21 protein-coding genes are annotated in these 17,832 nt (G+C 68.4%); 5 read left to right on the top strand and 16 right to left on the bottom strand.

The features are described 5' to 3' along the window. Nucleotides 1–55 precede the first annotated feature (55 nt). The gene (locus HWX09_RS16750; protein ID WP_027784644.1) at nt 56–1,078 is read right to left on the bottom strand and encodes an asparaginase; all 1,023 of its coding nucleotides are present in this window, start codon (nt 1,076–1,078) and stop codon (nt 56–58) included. Nucleotides 1,079–1,349: 271 nt separating this feature from the next. On the opposite strand from HWX09_RS16750, the gene HWX09_RS16745 reads away from it, so the two are divergent. The 3 genes from HWX09_RS16745 to HWX09_RS16735 all read left to right on the top strand — a co-directional run bounded on the left by HWX09_RS16745 (nt 1,350) and on the right by HWX09_RS16735 (nt 3,186). Then, a complete protein-coding gene (locus HWX09_RS16745; RefSeq protein ID WP_027784645.1) occupies nt 1,350–1,640 on the top strand; it encodes a PsiF family protein in 291 nt (96 codons plus the stop codon). Nucleotides 1,641–1,898: 258 nt separating this feature from the next. Continuing rightward, entirely contained in the window at nt 1,899–2,348 is a 450-nt protein-coding gene (locus tag HWX09_RS16740; RefSeq protein WP_027784646.1) for a membrane protein, read from the top strand. Nucleotides 2,349–2,598: 250 nt separating this feature from the next. Continuing rightward, complete coding sequence (locus HWX09_RS16735; RefSeq protein ID WP_027784647.1) at nt 2,599–3,186, top strand: YSC84-related protein; 588 nt, start codon at nt 2,599–2,601, stop codon at nt 3,184–3,186. 119 nt (nt 3,187–3,305) lie between these two features. Here the strand turns inward: HWX09_RS16735 and HWX09_RS16730 are convergent, their stop codons facing one another. From HWX09_RS16730 to mltG, 9 genes are all read right to left on the bottom strand, one after another. Beyond that, nucleotides 3,306–4,370 (bottom strand): glycosyltransferase family 4 protein, encoded by a 1,065-nt coding sequence (locus HWX09_RS16730; protein WP_027784648.1) that lies wholly within the window; start codon nt 4,368–4,370, stop codon nt 3,306–3,308. Between the two features lie 284 nt (nt 4,371–4,654). After that, nucleotides 4,655–5,830: an AAA family ATPase gene (locus HWX09_RS16725; protein WP_027784649.1), complete on the bottom strand. Its 1,176-nt coding sequence runs from the start codon at nt 5,828–5,830 to the stop codon at nt 4,655–4,657. 44 nt (nt 5,831–5,874) lie between these two features. Next, complete coding sequence (locus HWX09_RS16720; RefSeq protein ID WP_027784650.1) at nt 5,875–7,047, bottom strand: mechanosensitive ion channel domain-containing protein; 1,173 nt, start codon at nt 7,045–7,047, stop codon at nt 5,875–5,877. 89 nt (nt 7,048–7,136) lie between these two features. Beyond that, entirely contained in the window at nt 7,137–7,493 is a 357-nt protein-coding gene (locus HWX09_RS16715) for a Rap1a/Tai family immunity protein (protein WP_006485939.1), read from the bottom strand. 121 nt (nt 7,494–7,614) lie between these two features. Continuing rightward, on the bottom strand, nt 7,615–8,325 hold the full coding sequence (locus tag HWX09_RS16710) for an ankyrin repeat domain-containing protein (RefSeq protein WP_027784651.1): 711 nt from the start codon (nt 8,323–8,325) through the stop codon (nt 7,615–7,617). A gap of 43 nt (nt 8,326–8,368) precedes the next feature. After that, the gene (locus tag HWX09_RS16705; protein WP_027784652.1) at nt 8,369–9,148 is read right to left on the bottom strand and encodes a TatD family hydrolase; all 780 of its coding nucleotides are present in this window, start codon (nt 9,146–9,148) and stop codon (nt 8,369–8,371) included. A gap of 141 nt (nt 9,149–9,289) precedes the next feature. Continuing rightward, on the bottom strand, nt 9,290–10,318 hold the full coding sequence (locus HWX09_RS16700; protein WP_027784653.1) for a DNA polymerase III subunit delta': 1,029 nt from the start codon (nt 10,316–10,318) through the stop codon (nt 9,290–9,292). 19 nt (nt 10,319–10,337) lie between these two features. Next, on the bottom strand, nt 10,338–10,958 hold the full coding sequence (gene tmk / locus HWX09_RS16695; RefSeq protein ID WP_027784654.1) for a dTMP kinase: 621 nt from the start codon (nt 10,956–10,958) through the stop codon (nt 10,338–10,340). Further along, nucleotides 10,958–11,977 carry an endolytic transglycosylase MltG gene (mltG, locus tag HWX09_RS16690; RefSeq protein ID WP_027784655.1) on the bottom strand — a complete coding sequence of 340 codons (1,020 nt, stop codon included), beginning with the start codon at nt 11,975–11,977 and terminating at the stop codon, nt 10,958–10,960. The genes tmk and mltG overlap by 1 nt, the downstream gene beginning before the upstream one ends. Nucleotides 11,978–12,054: 77 nt before the next feature. Between mltG and HWX09_RS16685 the strand changes: the two genes are divergently transcribed. After that, nucleotides 12,055–13,089 (top strand): folate-binding protein YgfZ, encoded by a 1,035-nt coding sequence (locus HWX09_RS16685; protein ID WP_027784656.1) that lies wholly within the window; start codon nt 12,055–12,057, stop codon nt 13,087–13,089. Between the two features lie 76 nt (nt 13,090–13,165). Beyond that, nucleotides 13,166–14,011, top strand: coding sequence for an NRDE family protein (locus tag HWX09_RS16680; protein WP_027784657.1), 846 nt, complete (start codon nt 13,166–13,168; stop codon nt 14,009–14,011). A 16-nt stretch (nt 14,012–14,027) separates the two neighbouring features. Here HWX09_RS16680 and HWX09_RS16675 read toward each other — a convergent pair whose 3' ends face one another. The 6 genes from HWX09_RS16675 to HWX09_RS16650 form a co-directional block, all read right to left on the bottom strand. Then, nucleotides 14,028–14,474 carry a GNAT family N-acetyltransferase gene (locus HWX09_RS16675; protein WP_027784658.1) on the bottom strand — a complete coding sequence of 149 codons (447 nt, stop codon included), beginning with the start codon at nt 14,472–14,474 and terminating at the stop codon, nt 14,028–14,030. A gap of 41 nt (nt 14,475–14,515) precedes the next feature. After that, nucleotides 14,516–15,475 (bottom strand): alpha/beta hydrolase, encoded by a 960-nt coding sequence (locus tag HWX09_RS16670; protein ID WP_027784659.1) that lies wholly within the window; start codon nt 15,473–15,475, stop codon nt 14,516–14,518. Nucleotides 15,476–15,634: 159 nt separating this feature from the next. Further along, nucleotides 15,635–16,114 carry a PaaI family thioesterase gene (locus tag HWX09_RS16665; protein WP_006483907.1) on the bottom strand — a complete coding sequence of 160 codons (480 nt, stop codon included), beginning with the start codon at nt 16,112–16,114 and terminating at the stop codon, nt 15,635–15,637. Then, nucleotides 16,111–16,425 (bottom strand): Dabb family protein, encoded by a 315-nt coding sequence (locus tag HWX09_RS16660; protein WP_006483902.1) that lies wholly within the window; start codon nt 16,423–16,425, stop codon nt 16,111–16,113. The genes HWX09_RS16665 and HWX09_RS16660 overlap by 4 nt, the downstream gene beginning before the upstream one ends. Nucleotides 16,426–16,877: 452 nt before the next feature. Next, on the bottom strand, nt 16,878–17,135 hold the full coding sequence (locus tag HWX09_RS16655; protein ID WP_027784660.1) for a hypothetical protein: 258 nt from the start codon (nt 17,133–17,135) through the stop codon (nt 16,878–16,880). Nucleotides 17,136–17,427: 292 nt separating this feature from the next. After that, a complete protein-coding gene (locus HWX09_RS16650; RefSeq protein WP_027784661.1) occupies nt 17,428–17,715 on the bottom strand; it encodes a hypothetical protein in 288 nt (95 codons plus the stop codon). Between the last annotated feature and the right edge of the window lie 117 nt (nt 17,716–17,832).

The raw sequence follows: 17,832 nt of genomic DNA, 5'->3' as shown, positions 1-17,832 counted from the left end.
AGTGGCCTGCCATTTTTTATGCGCGCCGCACGCCGCCCGAGCGGCGTGCCATCCGTCACAGCGTATCGAATGCGCGCTGCAGTGCGTCTCGATCCTGAATGCCGTTCGCGAGCGCGAGCATCAGCAGCACGCGCGCCTTGAACGGATGCAGCGAGCCCGCGCTCACGAAACCGAGCGCATCGTCGCTCGCGGCGCCGTTGCGCATCACGTGTCCCGAACCGACGCGCGACGCACGGACCACCGCCACGCCCGCATTCACCGCATCGGCGAGCGCCGCCTGCAGCGTCGTATGGATCGACCCGTTGCCGGTGCCCGCGACGACGAGTCCGCGCACGCCGGCCGCGACGAGCGCGTCGACGGCCGTGCGCGTCACGCCCGCATAGCTCGCGACGACTTCGACCGGCGGCCACGCCGCGGCGATCGCCAGTTGCGTGTCACGCGTGCGTGTGACGCGGCGCGCGAATTCGACGCGGCCGTCCTGCACCCAGCCGAGCGCGCCGAGCTCCGGGGAATGGAACGCGTCGACCGCATAGGTGCTCGTCTTCACGACGTCGCGCGCGCCGTGGATCCGGTTGTTGAACGCGACCAGCACGCCCTGCCCGCGCGCGGACGGATGCGCGGCCACCGTCACCGCGTTCAGCAGGTTCAGCGGGCCGTCGGACGACAGCGCGGTGGCCGGCCGCATCGCGGCCGTCAGCACGACCGGCTTGTCGCCCCGGACGACCAGATGCAGCGCATACGCGGTTTCCTCGAGCGTATCGGTGCCGTGGGTGATCACGATGCCGTCGATGGCCGGGTCGGCCATCAGCGCGTCGATCCGCGCGGCGAGCGTGTTCCACAGCGGCAGCGCGAGATCCTTGCTGTCGATGCTGGCGACCTGCTCCGCGTCGATGCGTGCGACCGACGCGAGCGCCGGCACGGCGTCGACCAGGAAATTGACGCCGAGCGCGCCGGCCTGGTAGCCGGCCGTGCTGGCCGCGTCGGGCGCGGCGCCGGCGATCGTGCCGCCGGTGGCGAGTACGGCGATGCGCGGCAGCGCCGCCGCGGACGAAGGGGATGCGGTGTTCGGTGTATTCATGGCCGCGATTGTAATGGCTCGCGGCCGGGAGCCGGCAGGTTCCGGCGCGGCGGCCGGCAGAGGCCGGCGCGCATCATGGTTTGTCCCGATCTCCGGGCCGCGCGCGCCGTCAACGGCCGTGGCGTGCGCAACGTTATAGGAAGTGCCGTTTTGGTGTTTTCACCTTGATTTGCCATAATCGGAGCGCGTGGTGCGATGTGGCCCTGTCCTCGTCGCGTCGCGCTTCGTGACGGCGTCGATCACACGCAATTCACCCCATGGGAGTGTCGAAATGAAAATCCAATCGCTCGTAGCCGCAGTGCTTCTCGGCGGCATGCTGGCTTCCCCCGCATTCGCGGCGAACAGCCAGCAGGACAAGATGAAGGCCTGTAACACCCAGGCATCCGGAAAGACGGGCGACGAACGCAAGGCGTTCATGAAGGACTGCCTGTCGGCGAAGCCCGCGAAGGCGATGACGCAGCAGGAAAAGATGAAGGCATGCAACACACAGGCCACCGGCAAGAAGGGCGACGATCGCAAGACGTTCATGAAGAGCTGCCTGAGCAACCAGCCGGCCGCCTGAGTTCCGGCGCTCCCGTCTCGAATGCCGCGCCCCGCTTCGGCGGGCGCGGCATTTTTCGTTTTCGTTGCATGCGCATCGACGCACGCATTCCAGCATTTCCCGCCCCGTTTTTCCGCCTGCCGGCCCGGCGCCCCCACATGGTGCGGCAATTCGCCGCGTTTTCTTCTATGATGGCTGCAACGCGGCCCACCCAAGACCAAGAAGCGCCATCGGGCCGCCCTCGAGACGGACGCGCACGCGCGTCAAACGGAGGCTTGGATGGCATGGAGACAACACCGCTGGTTCCGCCGCTGGCTGATCGTGATCGTGTTCTGGGCGGTGCCCGTCGCGATCGTCGCCGTACGCGAGATCCGCGAGGAAATGGCCTACAACAAGGCGGACCTGCAGCTCGCGCTGACCACCTGGCAGCTCACCGACGCGCAGCAGGCCGCCGGCGCCGCCGCGAAGTGCCACGGGGATCCTGACGAAGCGCGCGCGGCCGGCTGCCCGGCCGAGGTGCTCGCCGCCAACGCGCCGCGCCAGCAGGCGGCTCGCGACGAATACGTGGTGCGCCGCAATACGCTCGCCGGCTATCTGTGGCACGCGTTCGTCGGCTACTGGGTCGTGCCGGCCGCATTCCTGTTCGCGTGCGGCGTCGTGATCGCGCTGATCCGCCGCGCGCTGCGCCGCCCGCCGATCAAGCCGCCCGTTCCGCCCGTCCCGCACTGACACCGGCGCGCGCCACAAACGCCGCCGCCTTCCCGCCCGACCGTCGCGCGCCCCGCATGCCGACCACGCCCGCGGCGCGCCCCACGCGTCGGCGCCGCTTCGTCCGTTGGCGCGCTGCGACACCCCCACGCGATTTGACGCTTTTTCACGCGGCAACGAAAAGAGGCCGTAAGCCGCTGTGATATAACTGCCGACGTGATCCGCTCCTTGAGCGAGACTCACTCCGAACATCATCCGATGGAGAACAACGATGCAAAAACGGAATCTTGTGCTGAAAGCCGCCGCTGCGCTCATCGTCGGTAGCCTCGCGCTCACCGGTTGCACCACCACCCCGGACAAGCCGGACAACGCCGCGACCAACGCGTCCAAACGCCAGTCGATCGACGCGAGCGTCGACGCCACGCTGTCGCGCATGTACTCCACGGTCAAGGGTTCGCGCGAGCTCGTCGCGAAATCGCGCGGCGTGCTGGTCTTCCCCGAAGTGCTCCAGGCCGGCTTCATCGTCGGCGGCCAGTCTGGCAACGGCGCGCTGCGCGTCGGCGGCAGCACGGTCGGCTACTACAACACGTCGTCGCTGTCGGTCGGCCTGCAGGCCGGCGCGCAGTCGAAGGCGATCGTGTTCCTGTTCATGACGCAGCAGGCGCTCGACGAATTCCGCAACTCGGACGGCTGGGCAGCCGGCGCCGGCGCATCGGTCGCACTCGTGAAGATGGGCGCGAACGGCGCGGTCGACTCCAACACGGCCACTGCACCGATCCAGGTCGTCGTGCTGACCAACGCCGGCCTGATGGGCGACGTGTCGATCAACGGCACGAAGGTCACGAAGCTCAAGATCTGACGTTGACGCACTGCCCGCGCGTGCCGCGCGCGGGTCATGCGCAAACGGCGATGTCCTGGCGGGCATCGCCGTTTTTTTATCCGCCGGCGCCGTGCGCCGAGGCGGTCCGGTCAGGCCGATCAGGTCGTCGAGTCGATCACCTTGAAGCGCGAGCGCTTCTGCGCGCGGATCACCGACTGGTACACGTCCACGTACTCCTGCGCCATCCGGCGCGACGTGAAGCGCTCCTCGAAGCGCTGGCGCACGCGCGCACGCGGCAGCAGGTGCAGCCGGTTCACGGCGGCCACCGCGCTGATCTCATCCTCGACGATGAAACCCGACACCCCCTCGTCCACCACTTCGGGCACCGCGCCGCGGTTGAACGCGATCACCGGCGTGCCGCACGACATCGCCTCGATCATCACCAGGCCGAACGGCTCCGGCCAGTCGATCGGAAACAGCAGCGCATGCGCGCCCGACAGGAATTCAGCCTTCTCGTGATCGGCGATCTCGCCGATGTATTCGACGTGCGGCAACGCGAAGAGCGGCTTGATCTCGCGGTCGAAGTATTCCTGGTCGGCCGCGTCGATCTTCGCGGCGATCCGGATCGGCAGCCCGCACTGGCGGGCAATGCGGATCGCGGTGTCGACGCGTTTTTCCGGCGAGATGCGGCCGAGGAACGCGAGATAGCGCGGCTCGACGGGCTGCGGCAGGTACAGCGCATCGGGCAGCCCGTGATAGACGGTCGTCAGCCATTTCGCCTGCGGCAACGGCTGGCGCTGCGAATTGGAAATCGAGATCACCGGCGCCGTGTTGAACGTGTCGAACACCGGTTGCTGCTCGGGCAGGTCGAGCCGGCCGTGCAGCGTCGTCACGTAAGGCGTTTCCTGTCGGTTGAAGACCGAGAACGAGTAGTAGTCCATGTGGAAATGGAGCACGTCGAAATCCTTCGCGCGGCGCGCGACCGTCTCCATCAGCAGCATGTGCGGCGCGACCCGGTCGCGGATCGACGAATCGAGCCGCAGCGCGCGCGGCCACACGGGCTCCAGCTTCGCGCGCGTGGTCGAATCGCCGCTCGCGAACAGCGTCACATCATGGCCGAGTTCGACTAGCGCCTCGGTGATGTAGGACACGACGCGCTCCGTGCCGCCGTACAGCTTCGGCGGCACGGATTCGGTCAGCGGGGCGATCTGGGCAATTCTCATGGTCCACGTCTCCTGTGTCCTGTCCGTTGCGGTGCAGCCGCCGGGGGTCCGCGCTTGCGCGCACCCTGCCCGCGTCCATGCCGCGCCGGCCGGCGTGGCGCCAGCCGGTTATCTCATTATTATTCGCGATCCCGCCGAGCGGAACCGCCGGTCTTTCATTTTTTGGGGGTTGTTACAGACCGGATACATTCCGCCGAGCCGGACCGCCCGCCTCGCATCGAGGCGGCCGGGGCCGATCCGATGCCTTCGGCGCCGATCACGACCCAAAGCACGCCATCAGGCTGTCAGCGCGACGGCCACTTCCAGGCCGGCAGGTCGCGCGAGTCGGCATCGACGAGCGCGGTCGCACCGAGCTGCTTGTCGAGCACCAGCGATTCGCAGCCGGCCTCGCGCTCGAGCGTCGCGATGAGACGCGCCGCGTGCGACACGACCAGCACCTGCGAACGCCGGGCGGCCTGCGCGATCAGGCGGCCGAGCGCCGGCAGCAGATCGGGATGCAGGCTCGTCTCGGGTTCGTTCAGCACCATCAGCGCCGGCGGCCGCGGCGTCAGCAGCGCGGCCGCCAGCAGCAGGTAGCGCAGCGTGCCGTCGGACAGCTCGGCCGCCGTCAGCGGCCGCAGCAGCCCCGGCTGGCGCATCAGCACGTCGAAGCGGCCGCGGCCGCCCGGATTGTCGATCTCGACCGACGCACCGGGAAACGCGTCGTCGATCGCCGCATCGAGTGCCACGCCGTCGCCGATTTCGCGGATGGTCTGCAGCGCGGCGGCCAGGTCGGCCCCGTCGTCCGCGAGCACCGGCGTATGGGTACCGATGTGCGACTGGCGCGCCGGCGCCCGCGCATCGGTTCGGAAATGGTCGTAGAAGCGCCACGAGCGGATCCGCTCGCGCACCGCGATCATCTCGGGCGCCCCGGTCGGATCGGCGAACTCGGTCATCATGCTGTCGAAGCTGGCGACCGGTTGCGGAATCGTCTGCCAGTCGCCCGACGCGGTACGCGCGCGAATCTGCGCGCCCTGCCGGTCGACCAGCAGCGTGGACGGGCGCGGCAACGCGCCGCCCCAGATGCATTCGCGCTTGATCACCGGATCGAGCGCGAACGCCGAGCTGCTCGGCAGCGGCAGGCCGAGATCGATCGAATAGCCGAAATCGTCGCACGCGAAGCCGAGCTTCAGGCTCACCGGCCCGCTGCGCACGGTGCCCGTCACCGGCACCTCGCCGGCCAGCATCGCGCGCGAGAAGCGCTCGGGGCCGGCCCATAACGCCGACGGCAAGCCGCCCTCGCGCGCGAGCGACGGGATCACGCGGCCCTGCGCGGTGTCGGCGAGCAGCCGCAGCGCGCGGTACACGCTCGACTTGCCGCTGCCGTTCGGCCCCGTGACGACGTTGAGCCCCGCGAGCGGCACGATCAGCTCGCGCAGCGAGCGGTAATTGGCGATGGCGAGCGTCTTCAGCGCGGTCATGGGAATGGGCAATGGGGCATGGCAGGCAGGCGCCGGGGCCGCGTTCAGCGGCCGTCGACGGCCTGCGGATCGGCTGCGGTGTTGGCCGCCGTGCTGGCGGCAGGCGACCGCGCGTGCGGCCGTTCAGGATTCGGCGCATCGGGCGCGGATTCGTGCGGATACAGCTCCATCCGGTTGCGCGGCAGGCATTGCGGATAGCGGTTCTGCAGATAGGCGATCAGCCCTTCGCGCACGCGGCAGCGCAGATCCCAGCACGACGACGAGTCGGCCGCGCTGACGAGCGCACGCAGCTGCATCGTGCGCTCCGTCGCATCGGTCACCTGCAGCACCTGCACGCGGCCGTCCCATTCCGGCGCGGCGTGGACGAGCCGTGCGAGTTCCTCGCGCAGCGGCGCGAGCGGCGTGCGGTAATCGACCGACAGGTAAACGGTGCCGATGATCTCCGCACTGCTGCGCGTCCAGTTCGTGAACGGATTCTCGATGATCCATTGCAGCGGCACGACGAGACGCCGCTGGTCCCACAGTCGCACCGACACGAACGAGCCGGTGATTTCCTCGATGCGCCCCCACTCGCCCTGGATCACGACCACGTCGTCGAGCCGGATCGGCTGCGTGAGCGCGATCTGCAACCCGGCAATCAGGTTGCCGAGCACCGGCCGCGCGGCGATACCGGCGACCAGCCCTGCCACACCGGCCGATGCCAGCAGGCTCGCGCCGATCTGGCGCACGTTCGGGAACGTCATCAGCGCGGCGCCTGTGCCGATGATCACGATCAGCACCATCACGGTCCGCACGAGGACCTTGGCCTGCGTATGGATGCGCCGCGCCTGGAGATTGTCGGCCGTATCGATCGGATGGGCCTGGATGATCGCGTCGCCGACGCCGGCCGCGAGCCGCACCAGCAGCCACGTGAGCGACACGATGGAGCCGACCGCGGCCGCGGTGCGCATGCCGCGCACGAACGACATGCCGTCGTCCGCCTGGAGCCACAGGAATTCGAGCGCCAGCAGCGCCAGCACGACGAGCGACGGCTTGTCGATGTAGCGCAGGATCGCGCTCATCAGCGGATACGGCTGCGCGACACGCTTGACGACGCGCGCGCCGAGGCGGTGCACGACCGTGACGACCAGTATGACGATGACCGACACGCCCAGCGTGCCGAGCCACGAATGCAACGGCGCATCGGCGATGCGCTGCAGTTCCTCGATTGAAATCATCGGCGCCCTCGAGTGATGAAGCGCACAGGCTTCGTCCTGGATGCGTCGGCGACGTCCGGGCCGCGCACGCGCCCGGACACGGCGTCAGATCAGTTGCCGCTCCTGCAGGGAAACGCCTTGCCGAGACCGAGCGACACCGCGGTGCTCGCGTTGTAGTCGGCCAGCTTCGGATTTTCCGCGATGTACTTGCGCACCGCGTCCGTCATCTGTTGCGCCCGGATGTCGGGCGGCAGACAGAAGTACTGACCGACGCGCGGCCCCGTGGTGCCGCCGATCGCATCGATCGTGTTGTAGACGCCGTCGGCGGCGCCTTCGATATAGGCCGCGCACGACGCCCGCGACTTGACGTCCGTCTTCGCGCACAGCCGGTCGAGATCCGCGCCCGTGAAAGCCGCCGCCGACAACGGCACGGCAAACGCCGCGGCACAAAACATTGCGCGCAACATGGTGTTCCTTATGTCAATGCGGCCGGAGACCGCCTGCTGCGTTGGCCGGTGCGGCGCCGGATGCCCGCCGGCTCCGGCCGGAAGCCGGCCGGGCGGACAGCCGTCGCCGCACCAAAAACCGTTATTTTGCACTCTTTTGAGCATCTGCCGGCGCCCCCGCACCGATACGCGTCGTCCGCTTGCTCAGGATCCCGATCGCGTCCGGCGCGTTGTAGTGCTTCGCGAACTCGAGCGCGGTGATGCCGAGCTGGTTCTTCACCTGCGGATCGGCGCCCTGGTCGAGCAGCAGCGTGACCGTCGACGCATGGTTGCCGCGCGCGGCCATCATCAGCGGCGTCGTGCCGTTCGGCGATGCGGTGTCGATGTACGCGTCATGGTCGAGCAGCACCTTGACGACCGCGTCCTGGCCGTTGGTCGCCGCGTAGTGCAGCGGCGCCCAGCCCTTCTTGCCGACTTCCGCGCCCTTGTCGATCAGCAGCTTGACGAGATCGAGGTCGCCGTTCAGCGACGCGAGCATCAGCGCGTTTTCGCCGGCCTTGTCTTCCTTCTCGAGATCGACGTTCGGCGTCGTGGCGATCGCCGCCGCGACCTTGTCGGACTTCTCGCGCGCGGCGATCACGAGGATCGGGTCGCCATTCGGCGCGAGCGTGTTCGGATCGAGCTTGCCGCTCTTGAGCTGCTTGCCGATATCGGCGATGTCGTCGAACTTGACGGCCTTGACGATCGCGTCGAGCGACTCGGCATGCGCGCCGGCGGCGGCGAACAGCCCGCTCGCGACGAATGCGGCCGCAACGAGTGCGCGTTTGGGCAAATGGTTGGTCGGCTTCGTCATTGTTGTGGGCTCCTTCCCTGGGTTGTCGGCTGCGCGCACGTCGTTAGCGAGCGATCTTGAACAGCCGGAAAAAGTTCTGCGTCGTCGCATCGGCGAGCGCCTCGACGGCGATCCCGCGTTCGGATGCGATAAAGCGTCCGACATGGCTGACGTACGCAGGTTCATTCGGCTTGCCGCGATACGGCACCGGCGCGAGGTACGGCGAGTCGGTCTCGATCAGCAGCCGGTCGAGCGGCACGCGCCGCGCGACGTCCTGCACGTCGGTCGCGCTCTTGAACGTGACGATACCCGACAGCGAGATATGGAAGTTCTGCGCGAGCGCCTGCTCGGCGACCGGCCACGGCTCGGTGAAGCAGTGCATCACGCCGCCCGGCACGTCCGCGCGCTCCTCGGCCATGATCCGCAGCGTGTCCTCCGACGACGCGCGCGTGTGGATGATCAGCGGCTTCATCGTCGCGGTCGCCGCGCGGATGTGCGTGCGAAAGCGTTCGCGCTGCCATTCCATGTCGGCGATCGAGCGGCCTTCGAGGCGGTAGTAATCGAGGCCGGTTTCGCCGATCGCGACGACCTTCGGGTGCGCGGCCAGCTCGACGAGCTCGGCGAGCGTCGGCTCGCGCATCTCCTCGTGATCGGGATGCACGCCGACCGATGCGTACACGTTGTCGTGCGCTTCGGCGATCGCGAGCACGTCGGGCAGCGTCTCGAAATCGACCGAGACGCACAGCGCGTGCGTGACGTCGTGCTCGCGCATGTTCTCGAGAACGGCCGGCAGACGGTCGGCCAGGCCCTTGAAATTGATGTGGCAGTGAGAGTCGACGAACATCGTGTTTCCTGAATACGTGAGACGGGCGCTCATGCGCCCGCCGGCATGCGGCACCGGGCGGCGTGGGCGGGCCGGCCGGCCACGGTCGCGCCCCCGCGTGATCCGTTCATCGTTTCGCAACTCATCGGAAGCAATGCCGGATCAAGCAAACATTTCCCGATATCCGAGAAACAATTCCTCGAATACGAGCCGCGCGTTGAGCGGATGGTTCTCGACCGTCCGCTGCCGCGTCACGGCTTTCATGAAGCGCGCGAAGGCGTTCGCGTCGACTGCTTCCGCGCAGCGCGCAAGGGCCGCCGCGTGCATCGGGAAGTAGCGCGGCGCACCGGCCATCCGCTGGGCGAGCAGATCGTACAGCCAGCGCTGCAACCAGCCGAGCACCAGCGGCACCGGCAGCTTCTGCAGCGTCTCGCCGCATGCGAACGGATCGCAGCCCGCACCGGCGGCCAGTTGCCCCAGCGTGTAGTCGCGCAGCGGGCGGTTCTCGTCGCTCGCGAGCGCCAACGCGGCGAGCGGCGCGCCGCCGGCTTCGGCGAGCAGCGCGCTGGCGTGATCGACACCCTGCGCGGCGAGCCACGCGGCGGCGGCCTCCGGCGCCGGCACGCTCATCGGCCACTGGCGGCAGCGGCTGATGATCGTCGGCAACAAGCGGTCGATGCGCGCCGACACGAGCAGGAACACGACGCCGGCCGGCGGCTCCTCCAGCGTTTTCAGCAGCGCGTTCGACGCGGCGACGTTGAGCGCCTCGGCCGGATACAGCACGACGACGCGCGCGCCGCCGCGGTGCGAACCCACCCCGCAGAAGTCGAGCAGCGCGCGCACCTGCTCGATCTTGATTTCCTTGCTCGGCGCGCGCGTCTTCTTGCCGCCTTCGTCCGCATCGGCCGGCTTCGCGTCGTCCGCCGCACCCGGCGCCTCGCCCGCTAGCGCCTCGGGCAGCACGATCCGGTAGTCCGGATGGTTGCCCTGCGAGAACCAGTTGCAGGCCGCGCAGGCGCCGCACGGTTCGCCGTTCGGCTGCGGCGATTCGCACAGGAAGCCCTGCGCGAGATGCTGCGCGAACTGCAGCTTGCCGATCCCGGCCTGACCGTGCAGCAGCAGCGCATGCGGCCATTGCGCGCGCAGTTGCTGCAGGCGGTTCCAGTCGTCGGTTTGCCACGGATAGATCATGGGGTGCGTTCCTTGCGGGTTACAGCGCGGCGAGCACGCGTTCGAGCTGCTGGCGGATCTCGGGAATCGATCGCGTCGCGTCGACGATCGCGAAGCGGTGCGGCGCCTCTTCCGCGCGCCGCAGATATTCGGCCCGCGTGCGGGTGAAGAACGCGTCGGACTCGCTTTCGAACTTGTCGGGCATGCGCGCGGCGCCGCGACGCTCGCTCGCGACCTGCGGCGCGACGTCGAACAACACCGTGAGGTCGGGCTGGAAACCGCCCTGCACCCAGCGCTCGAGCGTCTCGAGCTTGTCGCGCGGCAGCCCGCGCCCGCCGCCCTGGTACGCGAAGGTCGCGTCGGTGAAGCGATCCGACACGACCCAGTCGCCGCGCGCGAGCGCCGGCTCGATCACGAGCGCGAGATGCTCGCGACGCGCGGCGAACATCAACAGCGCTTCCGTCTCGAGATCCATCGGCTGGTTCAGCAGGATCTCGCGCAGTTTCTCGCCGAGCTGCGTGCCGCCCGGCTCGCGGGTGACGACGACCTGCCGGCCGGCCGCGGCCAGCCGGCCCTGGAGGCGTTCGCAGAACCATGACAGGTGGGTGGTCTTCCCCGCCCCGTCGATGCCTTCGAACGTGATGAATTTACCGCTCGCCATTATTGACCTCGTATGTACTTGTCCACGGCCTTGTTGTGGTCGCCGAGCGTGTCCGAGAACACGCTCGTGCCGTCGCCCTTCGCGACGAAATAGAGCGCGCTCGTCGGAGCCGGATTGATCGCCGCCTGCAGCGCGGCGACACCCGGCAACGCGATCGGCGTGGGCGGCAGCCCGCGTCGGGTGTAGGTATTGTAAGGAGTGTCGGCCTGCAGGTCGCGCTTGCGCAGACGGCCGTCGTACGCGTCGCCGAGCCCGTAGATCACCGACGGATCGGTCTGCAGCGGCATGCCGATCCGCAGCCGGTTCGCGAACACGGCCGCGACGAACGCGCGGTCGGCCGCGTGGCCGGTTTCCTTCTCGATGATCGACGCGATCGTCAGCATTTCGTAAGGCGTCTTGTACGGCAGCCCCGGCGTGCGCGCGGCCCATGCCTCGTCGATGCGCGTCTGCATCAGCCGGTAGGCGCGCCGATAGATGTTCAGGTCGCTCGTGCCCTTGTCGAACAGGTAGGTATCGGGAAAGAACAGCCCCTCGCCGCTGCCGCGCTGCACCGCGCCGTCCGATGCGCCGATCGCGCGCAGCAGCTCGGCGTCGCTCATGCCGGCCGTCGAATGCGCCAGATCGGGGTTCGCGTCGAGTTCCGCGCGCATCCGCTTGAAGGTCCAGCCCTCGATGACCGTCGCGACGTACTCGTTCACGTCGCCGCGCGCGATCTTCTGCAGCACGTCATAAGGCGTGATGCCGGTCTTGAATTCGTAGTTGCCCGATTTGAGCCGGCTCGACAGCCCGAGCACGCGCGTCATCGCGACGAAGGCGAGCGGCTCGACCGGCACGCCGCCGCGCTTGAGCTGCAATGCGACGCTCTTCACGCTGCTGCGCGGCTTGATCGTGACGTCGAGCGATGCCGAGCCCAGCAACAGCGGCCGGGTCGCCCAGTAATACCCGCCGCCCGCGCCGGCAGCGGCCACAACGACGGCCAGCGCCACGATCGTCGCGGCGCATTTCTTCAGTAGGGACATGGAAACGTGACTCAGGTAAGACCCATATAATACTTGCTCGCCTCCGTCAAAGTCAGGGTTGACTGTTCCCTCATTCCATGAGCACACCGTTCGCTTCACCGGCTGCCCAGGCCGCATCTGCCTCGCTCCCCGTTTTCCCCCGCCCGTCCGCCGCCGATTTCGAAGCGCCGGGCGCCTGCATGCCGCTGCCGCAGTTCGGTGTGATCGACGTGGCCGGCGACGACGCCGCGACGTTCCTGCACAGCCAGCTCACCAACGACATCGAGCATCTCGACGCCGGCAGCGCCCGGCTGTCCGGGTACTGCTCGCCGAAAGGCCGCTTGCTCGCGTCGTTCCTCGCGTGGCGGGCCGGCCACGGCGTGCGCCTGCTCGTGTCGAAAGACGTGCAGCCGGCCGCGCAGAAGCGGCTGTCGATGTTCGTGCTGCGCGCGAAGGCGAAGCTGACGGACGCGAGCGACACGCTCGCGGTGGCCGGCTTCGTCGGCGACGTGCGCGAGGCGCTGTCGGGCATCTTCGATGCGCTGCCCGACGGCGTGCACGTGAAGGTCGACGGCCCGGCCGGCGCATTGATCCGCGTGCCCGATGCGGCCGGCCGCAAGCGCTATTTGTGGATCGGCCCGCGCGCCGAAGTCGACGCGCGCGTCGCCGCGCTGGCCGGCACGCTGCCCATCGTGTCGCCCGCCGTATGGGACTGGCTCGACGTTCGCGCGGGCGAGCCGCGCATCACGCAGCCGGCCGTCGAACAGTTCGTCCCGCAGATGGTCAACTTCGACGTGATCGGTGCCGTTAACTTCAGGAAAGGGTGCTACCCGGGCCAGGAAGTGGTGGCGCGCAGCCAGTACCGCGGCACGATCAAGCGCCGCACCGCGCTCGCGCACGTCGCCGGCGACACCGATACCGTGCATGCCGGCGTCGAGCTGTTCCATAGCGACGACCCGGGCCAGCCGTGCGGGATGATCGTCAATGCGGCGGCCGCGCCGGCCGGCGGCGTCGACGCGCTGGTCGAGATCAAGCTCGCCGCGCTCGACGGCGGCACGGTGCACCTCGGTTCGGCCGACGGCCCGGCGCTCGCGTTCGATGCGCTGCCGTACGCGTGGCCGACCGAAGCCTGATGCACTGACAACCCGTTCGCGCGCCGGCTCGCGAGTCGCAGCCGGCGCGCGACGTTTCCTGCGAGAGATTCGCCCGATGTGTCTGATTGCCTTCGACTGGCAGCCCGATTCCGCCGCCGGTCCCGTGTTTACCCTCGCCGCCAATCGCGACGAGTTCTTTCGCCGGACCAGCGCGCCGCTCTCGTGGTGGGAGGACGTGCCGGGCGTACTGGCCGGCCGCGATCTCGAAGCGGGCGGCACGTGGCTCGGCGTATCGCGCGACGGCCGCTTCGCCGCGCTGACCAACTACCGCGCGCCGTTCGACATCCGCGCGGGCGCGCCGACCCGCGGCAAGCTGGTATCCGACTTTCTCGGCGGCCCGTCCGCCGCACCGCTCGACTATCTCGCGCAGCTTGCCGAGCACGCGGCCGTGTACAACGGCTTCAACCTGCTCGTCGGCGACTGGCGCCGGCGCGAACTCGCATGGTTCTGCAACCGCGCGCCCGAGGGCGAAAGCCGTGTCGCCGCGCCCGTCGCGATCGCGCCGGGCGTGCATGCGCTGTCGAATGCGCGGCTCGACACGCCCTGGCCGAAAGTGGTGCGCAAGCGCGCGGAACTCGGCACGCTGCTCACCGACAATCCGACCCCGTCGCTCGACGAACTGATCGCGCTGATGCGCGACCCGCACGTCGCGGACGACGACGCCCTGCCGCACACGGGCATTCCGATCGAGCGCGAACGTGCGCTGTCGGCCGCGTTCATCGAGACACCCGAATACGGCACGCGCGGCACCACGGCGCTGCGCGTCACGATGAAGGAAGGCGTGCGGCTGACGGTCGAGATCAAGGAGCGCAGCGACGACGACGGCTCGCACCGGACCGCCCGCCCGGGCGCGTTCGAGCGCGCGTTCACGTTCGATATCGACGCGACGCGGCCGCGCTGAACGCACGCATTGCGCGCTACGGCGCGCGTGCCATCTCGACGTGCGGCACGCCGGCTTCGACGAACGGTTCGCCGACCGCCGCGAAGCCGTGCCGCAGATAGAACGACACCGCCGAATCCTGCGCGTACAGCCGCACGACCGCTTCGCCGCGGCGCCGTGCGGCGTCCAGCAGCGCATTCAGCACGGCCGACCCGACACCCTGCCCGCGCACGTCGGCCAGCACCGCGACGCGGCCGATCGTGCCGGACGGCAGCAATCGCCCCGTCGCGACCGCGCGGCGCACGCCGGTCGCCGCGTCGGTCCGGTACGCGACCGCATGCAGCGACAGCGGATCGTCGTCGTCGAGTTCCCATTCCGGCGGAATCTGCTGCTCGCGCACGAACACCGCGTCGCGAATCCGCGCAGCGTCGCCGCCCAGTACCGTCCAGTCGCCCGTTTCCACCACGCCCACGCCGTTCGTCATCGCAGCTCTCCCGCGGCATGCGCGCCTTCACGCGCTCGCCGTCAAACTTCGTCGAATGCAGCCTTCAGCGCCGCGACCGCATCGGCATGCGCGGCCCGCACTTCCGGCACGTAGCCGCCCATCTTGAAGAATTCGTGGATCATCCCCGGATAGCGGACCAGCGTGACCGCGTTGCCGGCCGCGCGCAACTTGTCCGCGTACGCGGCGCCCTCGTCGCTCAGCGGATCGAATTCGGCCGTCGCGATCCATGCCGGCGCGACACCCGCGAACGACGGCGCATCGCGCGTGCCGTCGAGCGGCGCGAAACGCCAGCCGTCGCGGTCCGCCCGATCGCGCACGTATTGCGCGAAGAACCACTGGATCGTGTCCTGCGTCAGCAGGTAGCCGTTCGCGAGCCGTGCGTGCGATTCGGTGTCCTGGTGGCCCGTCACGCCCGGATAGATCAGCAGTTGCAGCGCAAGGCGAATGCCCGCGTCGCGCGCGAGCACCGCGCACACCGTCGCGAGCGTCCCGCCCGCACTGTCGCCGCCGACCGCCAGCCGCGCGGCGTCGATGCCGAATGTGGCGGCCTCGCGATGCAGCCACTGCAATGCGTCGTCCGCGTCGTTCACCGCGGTCGGAAACCTGTGTTCGGGCGCGAGCCGGTAGCCGACCGACAGGACCGCGCATCGCGCATCGTGCGCGAACATCCGGCACAGCGCATCGTGCGTGTCGACGCTGCCGACCGTGAAGCCGCCGCCGTGGTAGTACACGAGCGCGGGCAGCGGCTCGGCCAGGCTCGGCTCGACCGGCAGATACAGCCGCGCACCGATCGTGCGGCCGTCCCGCGTCGGCACGGCGCATTCCTCCACCGCATGCATCGGCGCCGGTGCGACGTCGAGGATCGGCGCGCTCTTCTCGTATGCGGCGCGCGCCTGCTGCGGCGTCTGGTGGTGGTACGACGGGCGTTTCGCGCGCTCGATCATGTCGAGCACCTGGGCGATCTTCGGATTCAGCGGCATCGGTATGGACGGCGCCGGCGTGGCGCCGTGAACGGACAAGCGTGACATGATGCCACGCGCGCGCCCGGCGGGCGCGGCGCGCGGTGTGCCGGCCAGCCCGTGCTCCAAAACGAGACGGCCCTGCCTCATCGAAGAGACAGGGCCGTGCGTGACGGATGCTTACGCGTCGCTCGGGCCGGGCTGGGCGTCCGGCGCGGTGCGCGAGCGTTGCCGCTTGATGTCGCGGCCGACCGCGAGCCGCCGCATGTACTTGAACGTACCGAGCGCCTTCGCGACGAAATTGCCGTCGCTGTCGCGCACTTCGCCTTCGCAGTAGGCCATCGTCGTCGAGCGGTGCATCACGCGCCCGTAAGCGCGCAGCTCGCCGCGGCCCGGCTGCATGAAGTTCACCTTCATCTCGACCGTGACGACGCCGACGCCGTCGTCGGTCAGGCTGCGCGCCGCCATCGCGAGCGCGATATCGGCGAGCGTCATCGTCACGCCGCCGTGCGCGATGCTCCACGTGTTCATGTGGCGCTCCTCGAGCGGCAGCACGATCTCGCTCGCGCCATCCTTCGCGGACACGAGCTGCACGCCGAGCAGATCGACGAACGGGCTTTCGATCGACGGGCCTTCCGTCGGGGTTGCCGCGTCGCTCATCGTGCGTTGTCGACGATGTAGTCGACGCACTCGCGCGATTCGGCCACCGCGACGACGAATTTCTTCACTTCCTGGTGGACCGGATGCACCTGGTATGCGTCGAGCGCGGCCTTGTCGGCGAAATCGGAGACGAGCACGATGTCGGCGGTCGCGTCGAGGCCCGGCGTCGCCACGCCGACGTCGATCTGCAGGGTACCCGGCACGAGGTCGCGGCAGCCTTCGAGCTTTTCCTTCAGCTTCAGCGCGTTCTGCGCACGCGTCGCGCCTTCCGCCGATTCCTTCAACTTCCACATGACGATATGTCTGATCACTTCGTTCGCTCCTGTTCGTGTTGGTTCGGCGCTTCGCCTGCAACCGTTGCCAGTCGGGCGCTGTCGGCCCTTCCCACCGTTCGCTCGCATTCGCTCGAAGTCGCGCTCGGCCGAGAAAAAGCGGGTATCGCCTGCAATCTTCGAGGGCGGCCCCCGCGTCTCATCGTGCCACTTGCCGACGTCGAGATCCGACGAGCAAACACAGGCGACAAGCCTACCAAACTTACGGGCGCCAATGGCGCCGTATCTCGGGGTTCAGTCATCCGGCGCCAAGCGCTGGCGCTGCCGATACGGGATTGCCGGGAAGGAGCGTTTATTCGCGATCGGCGAATATCCGCCGTTGGTTTCCAGGACGGCCGATACAAATCCCGCATCCTTCTCGCGCCATTCGTAACCGCGCGATAACCCGCAAACGACAATATTCCCGCGCACCGACAGACGCCCAACCCGCGTCAGGCGACGGGGTTATCGTCCCCGACGACCACGCCGAGGAGCACATCGATTGCAGCACGCCCGGCGGCTTCAGCGATGAGATAAGCCCACCGGCGCGTATAGGGGCCGTTGTGCAGCGAAATCTTGCCGCCGCGCCCACCCACGACACGAAGATTGTCCGCGCCCTTGATCTGAAACGTGACGTCGTAGAGATCCGCAGCGGCCGGCGTGAGTTCGACATGGATTTCGAATCCGCGGTACACGATCATCCGATACATGGGACGCTCCGTTGAGGGTCAGAGGGCAGCCGGTAACCGGAGCGGGAGTTCGCTAACCGCTGCGAACCCGTGCGCAACCCGCCTCGCGGCACGCGAGACAATGCGCAAGCACATCGACGTTGATTTGCACGACCGATACCGGTCTGGAAGAACCCCGGCGCCAGGCTCGTCACTTCGCGCCGAGATGCGTCCCGCCGATGTCCACCCGGATCGTTTTTTCCACAAAAAACGACGGTGAAACAGGCCAGCAGCGACGACGCCGGTCGATTGCCCGCGTACGCCCGCAGCGCGTTCACATGTCGACGACCGAAGCGCCGCTCACCTTCCCGTCGACGATGTCCTTTCCCTGCTGCCCGGCAGCGCGCCTCGCCACGCCGAAATCGGAGAATGCCTCGGGCTGGTTTAGCCGAAAAACGCGACCTTCCGGAGAGCTGGCCATCGATGCCGGACGACAGATTCGCACCGCGACGTCATACCCTTCGGCGTAACGGGAATGTCGGTCAAAGCGATCGAACGTGCGGGAGAAGACAAGAGGATGAAGTTCGTACCCCTTGTAGAGAAAAAACGGGTATGCCGGCATGTTGGTCACTCCACAGGGGGGAGGCCCACTATACATGGGAACAGGCAGCGCAGGGCGACGCAGATTTCTCCGCCTTGCACTTGCCGAAGGCGCTCTCGCGCGCATCGCGATCGCCCG

The sequence above is a fragment of the Burkholderia sp. BCC1208 genome, assembly GCF_902833095.1.
Taxonomy (GTDB): Bacteria; Pseudomonadota; Gammaproteobacteria; order Burkholderiales; family Burkholderiaceae; genus Burkholderia.
This window is presented reverse-complemented; position numbering and strand designations above follow the sequence as displayed.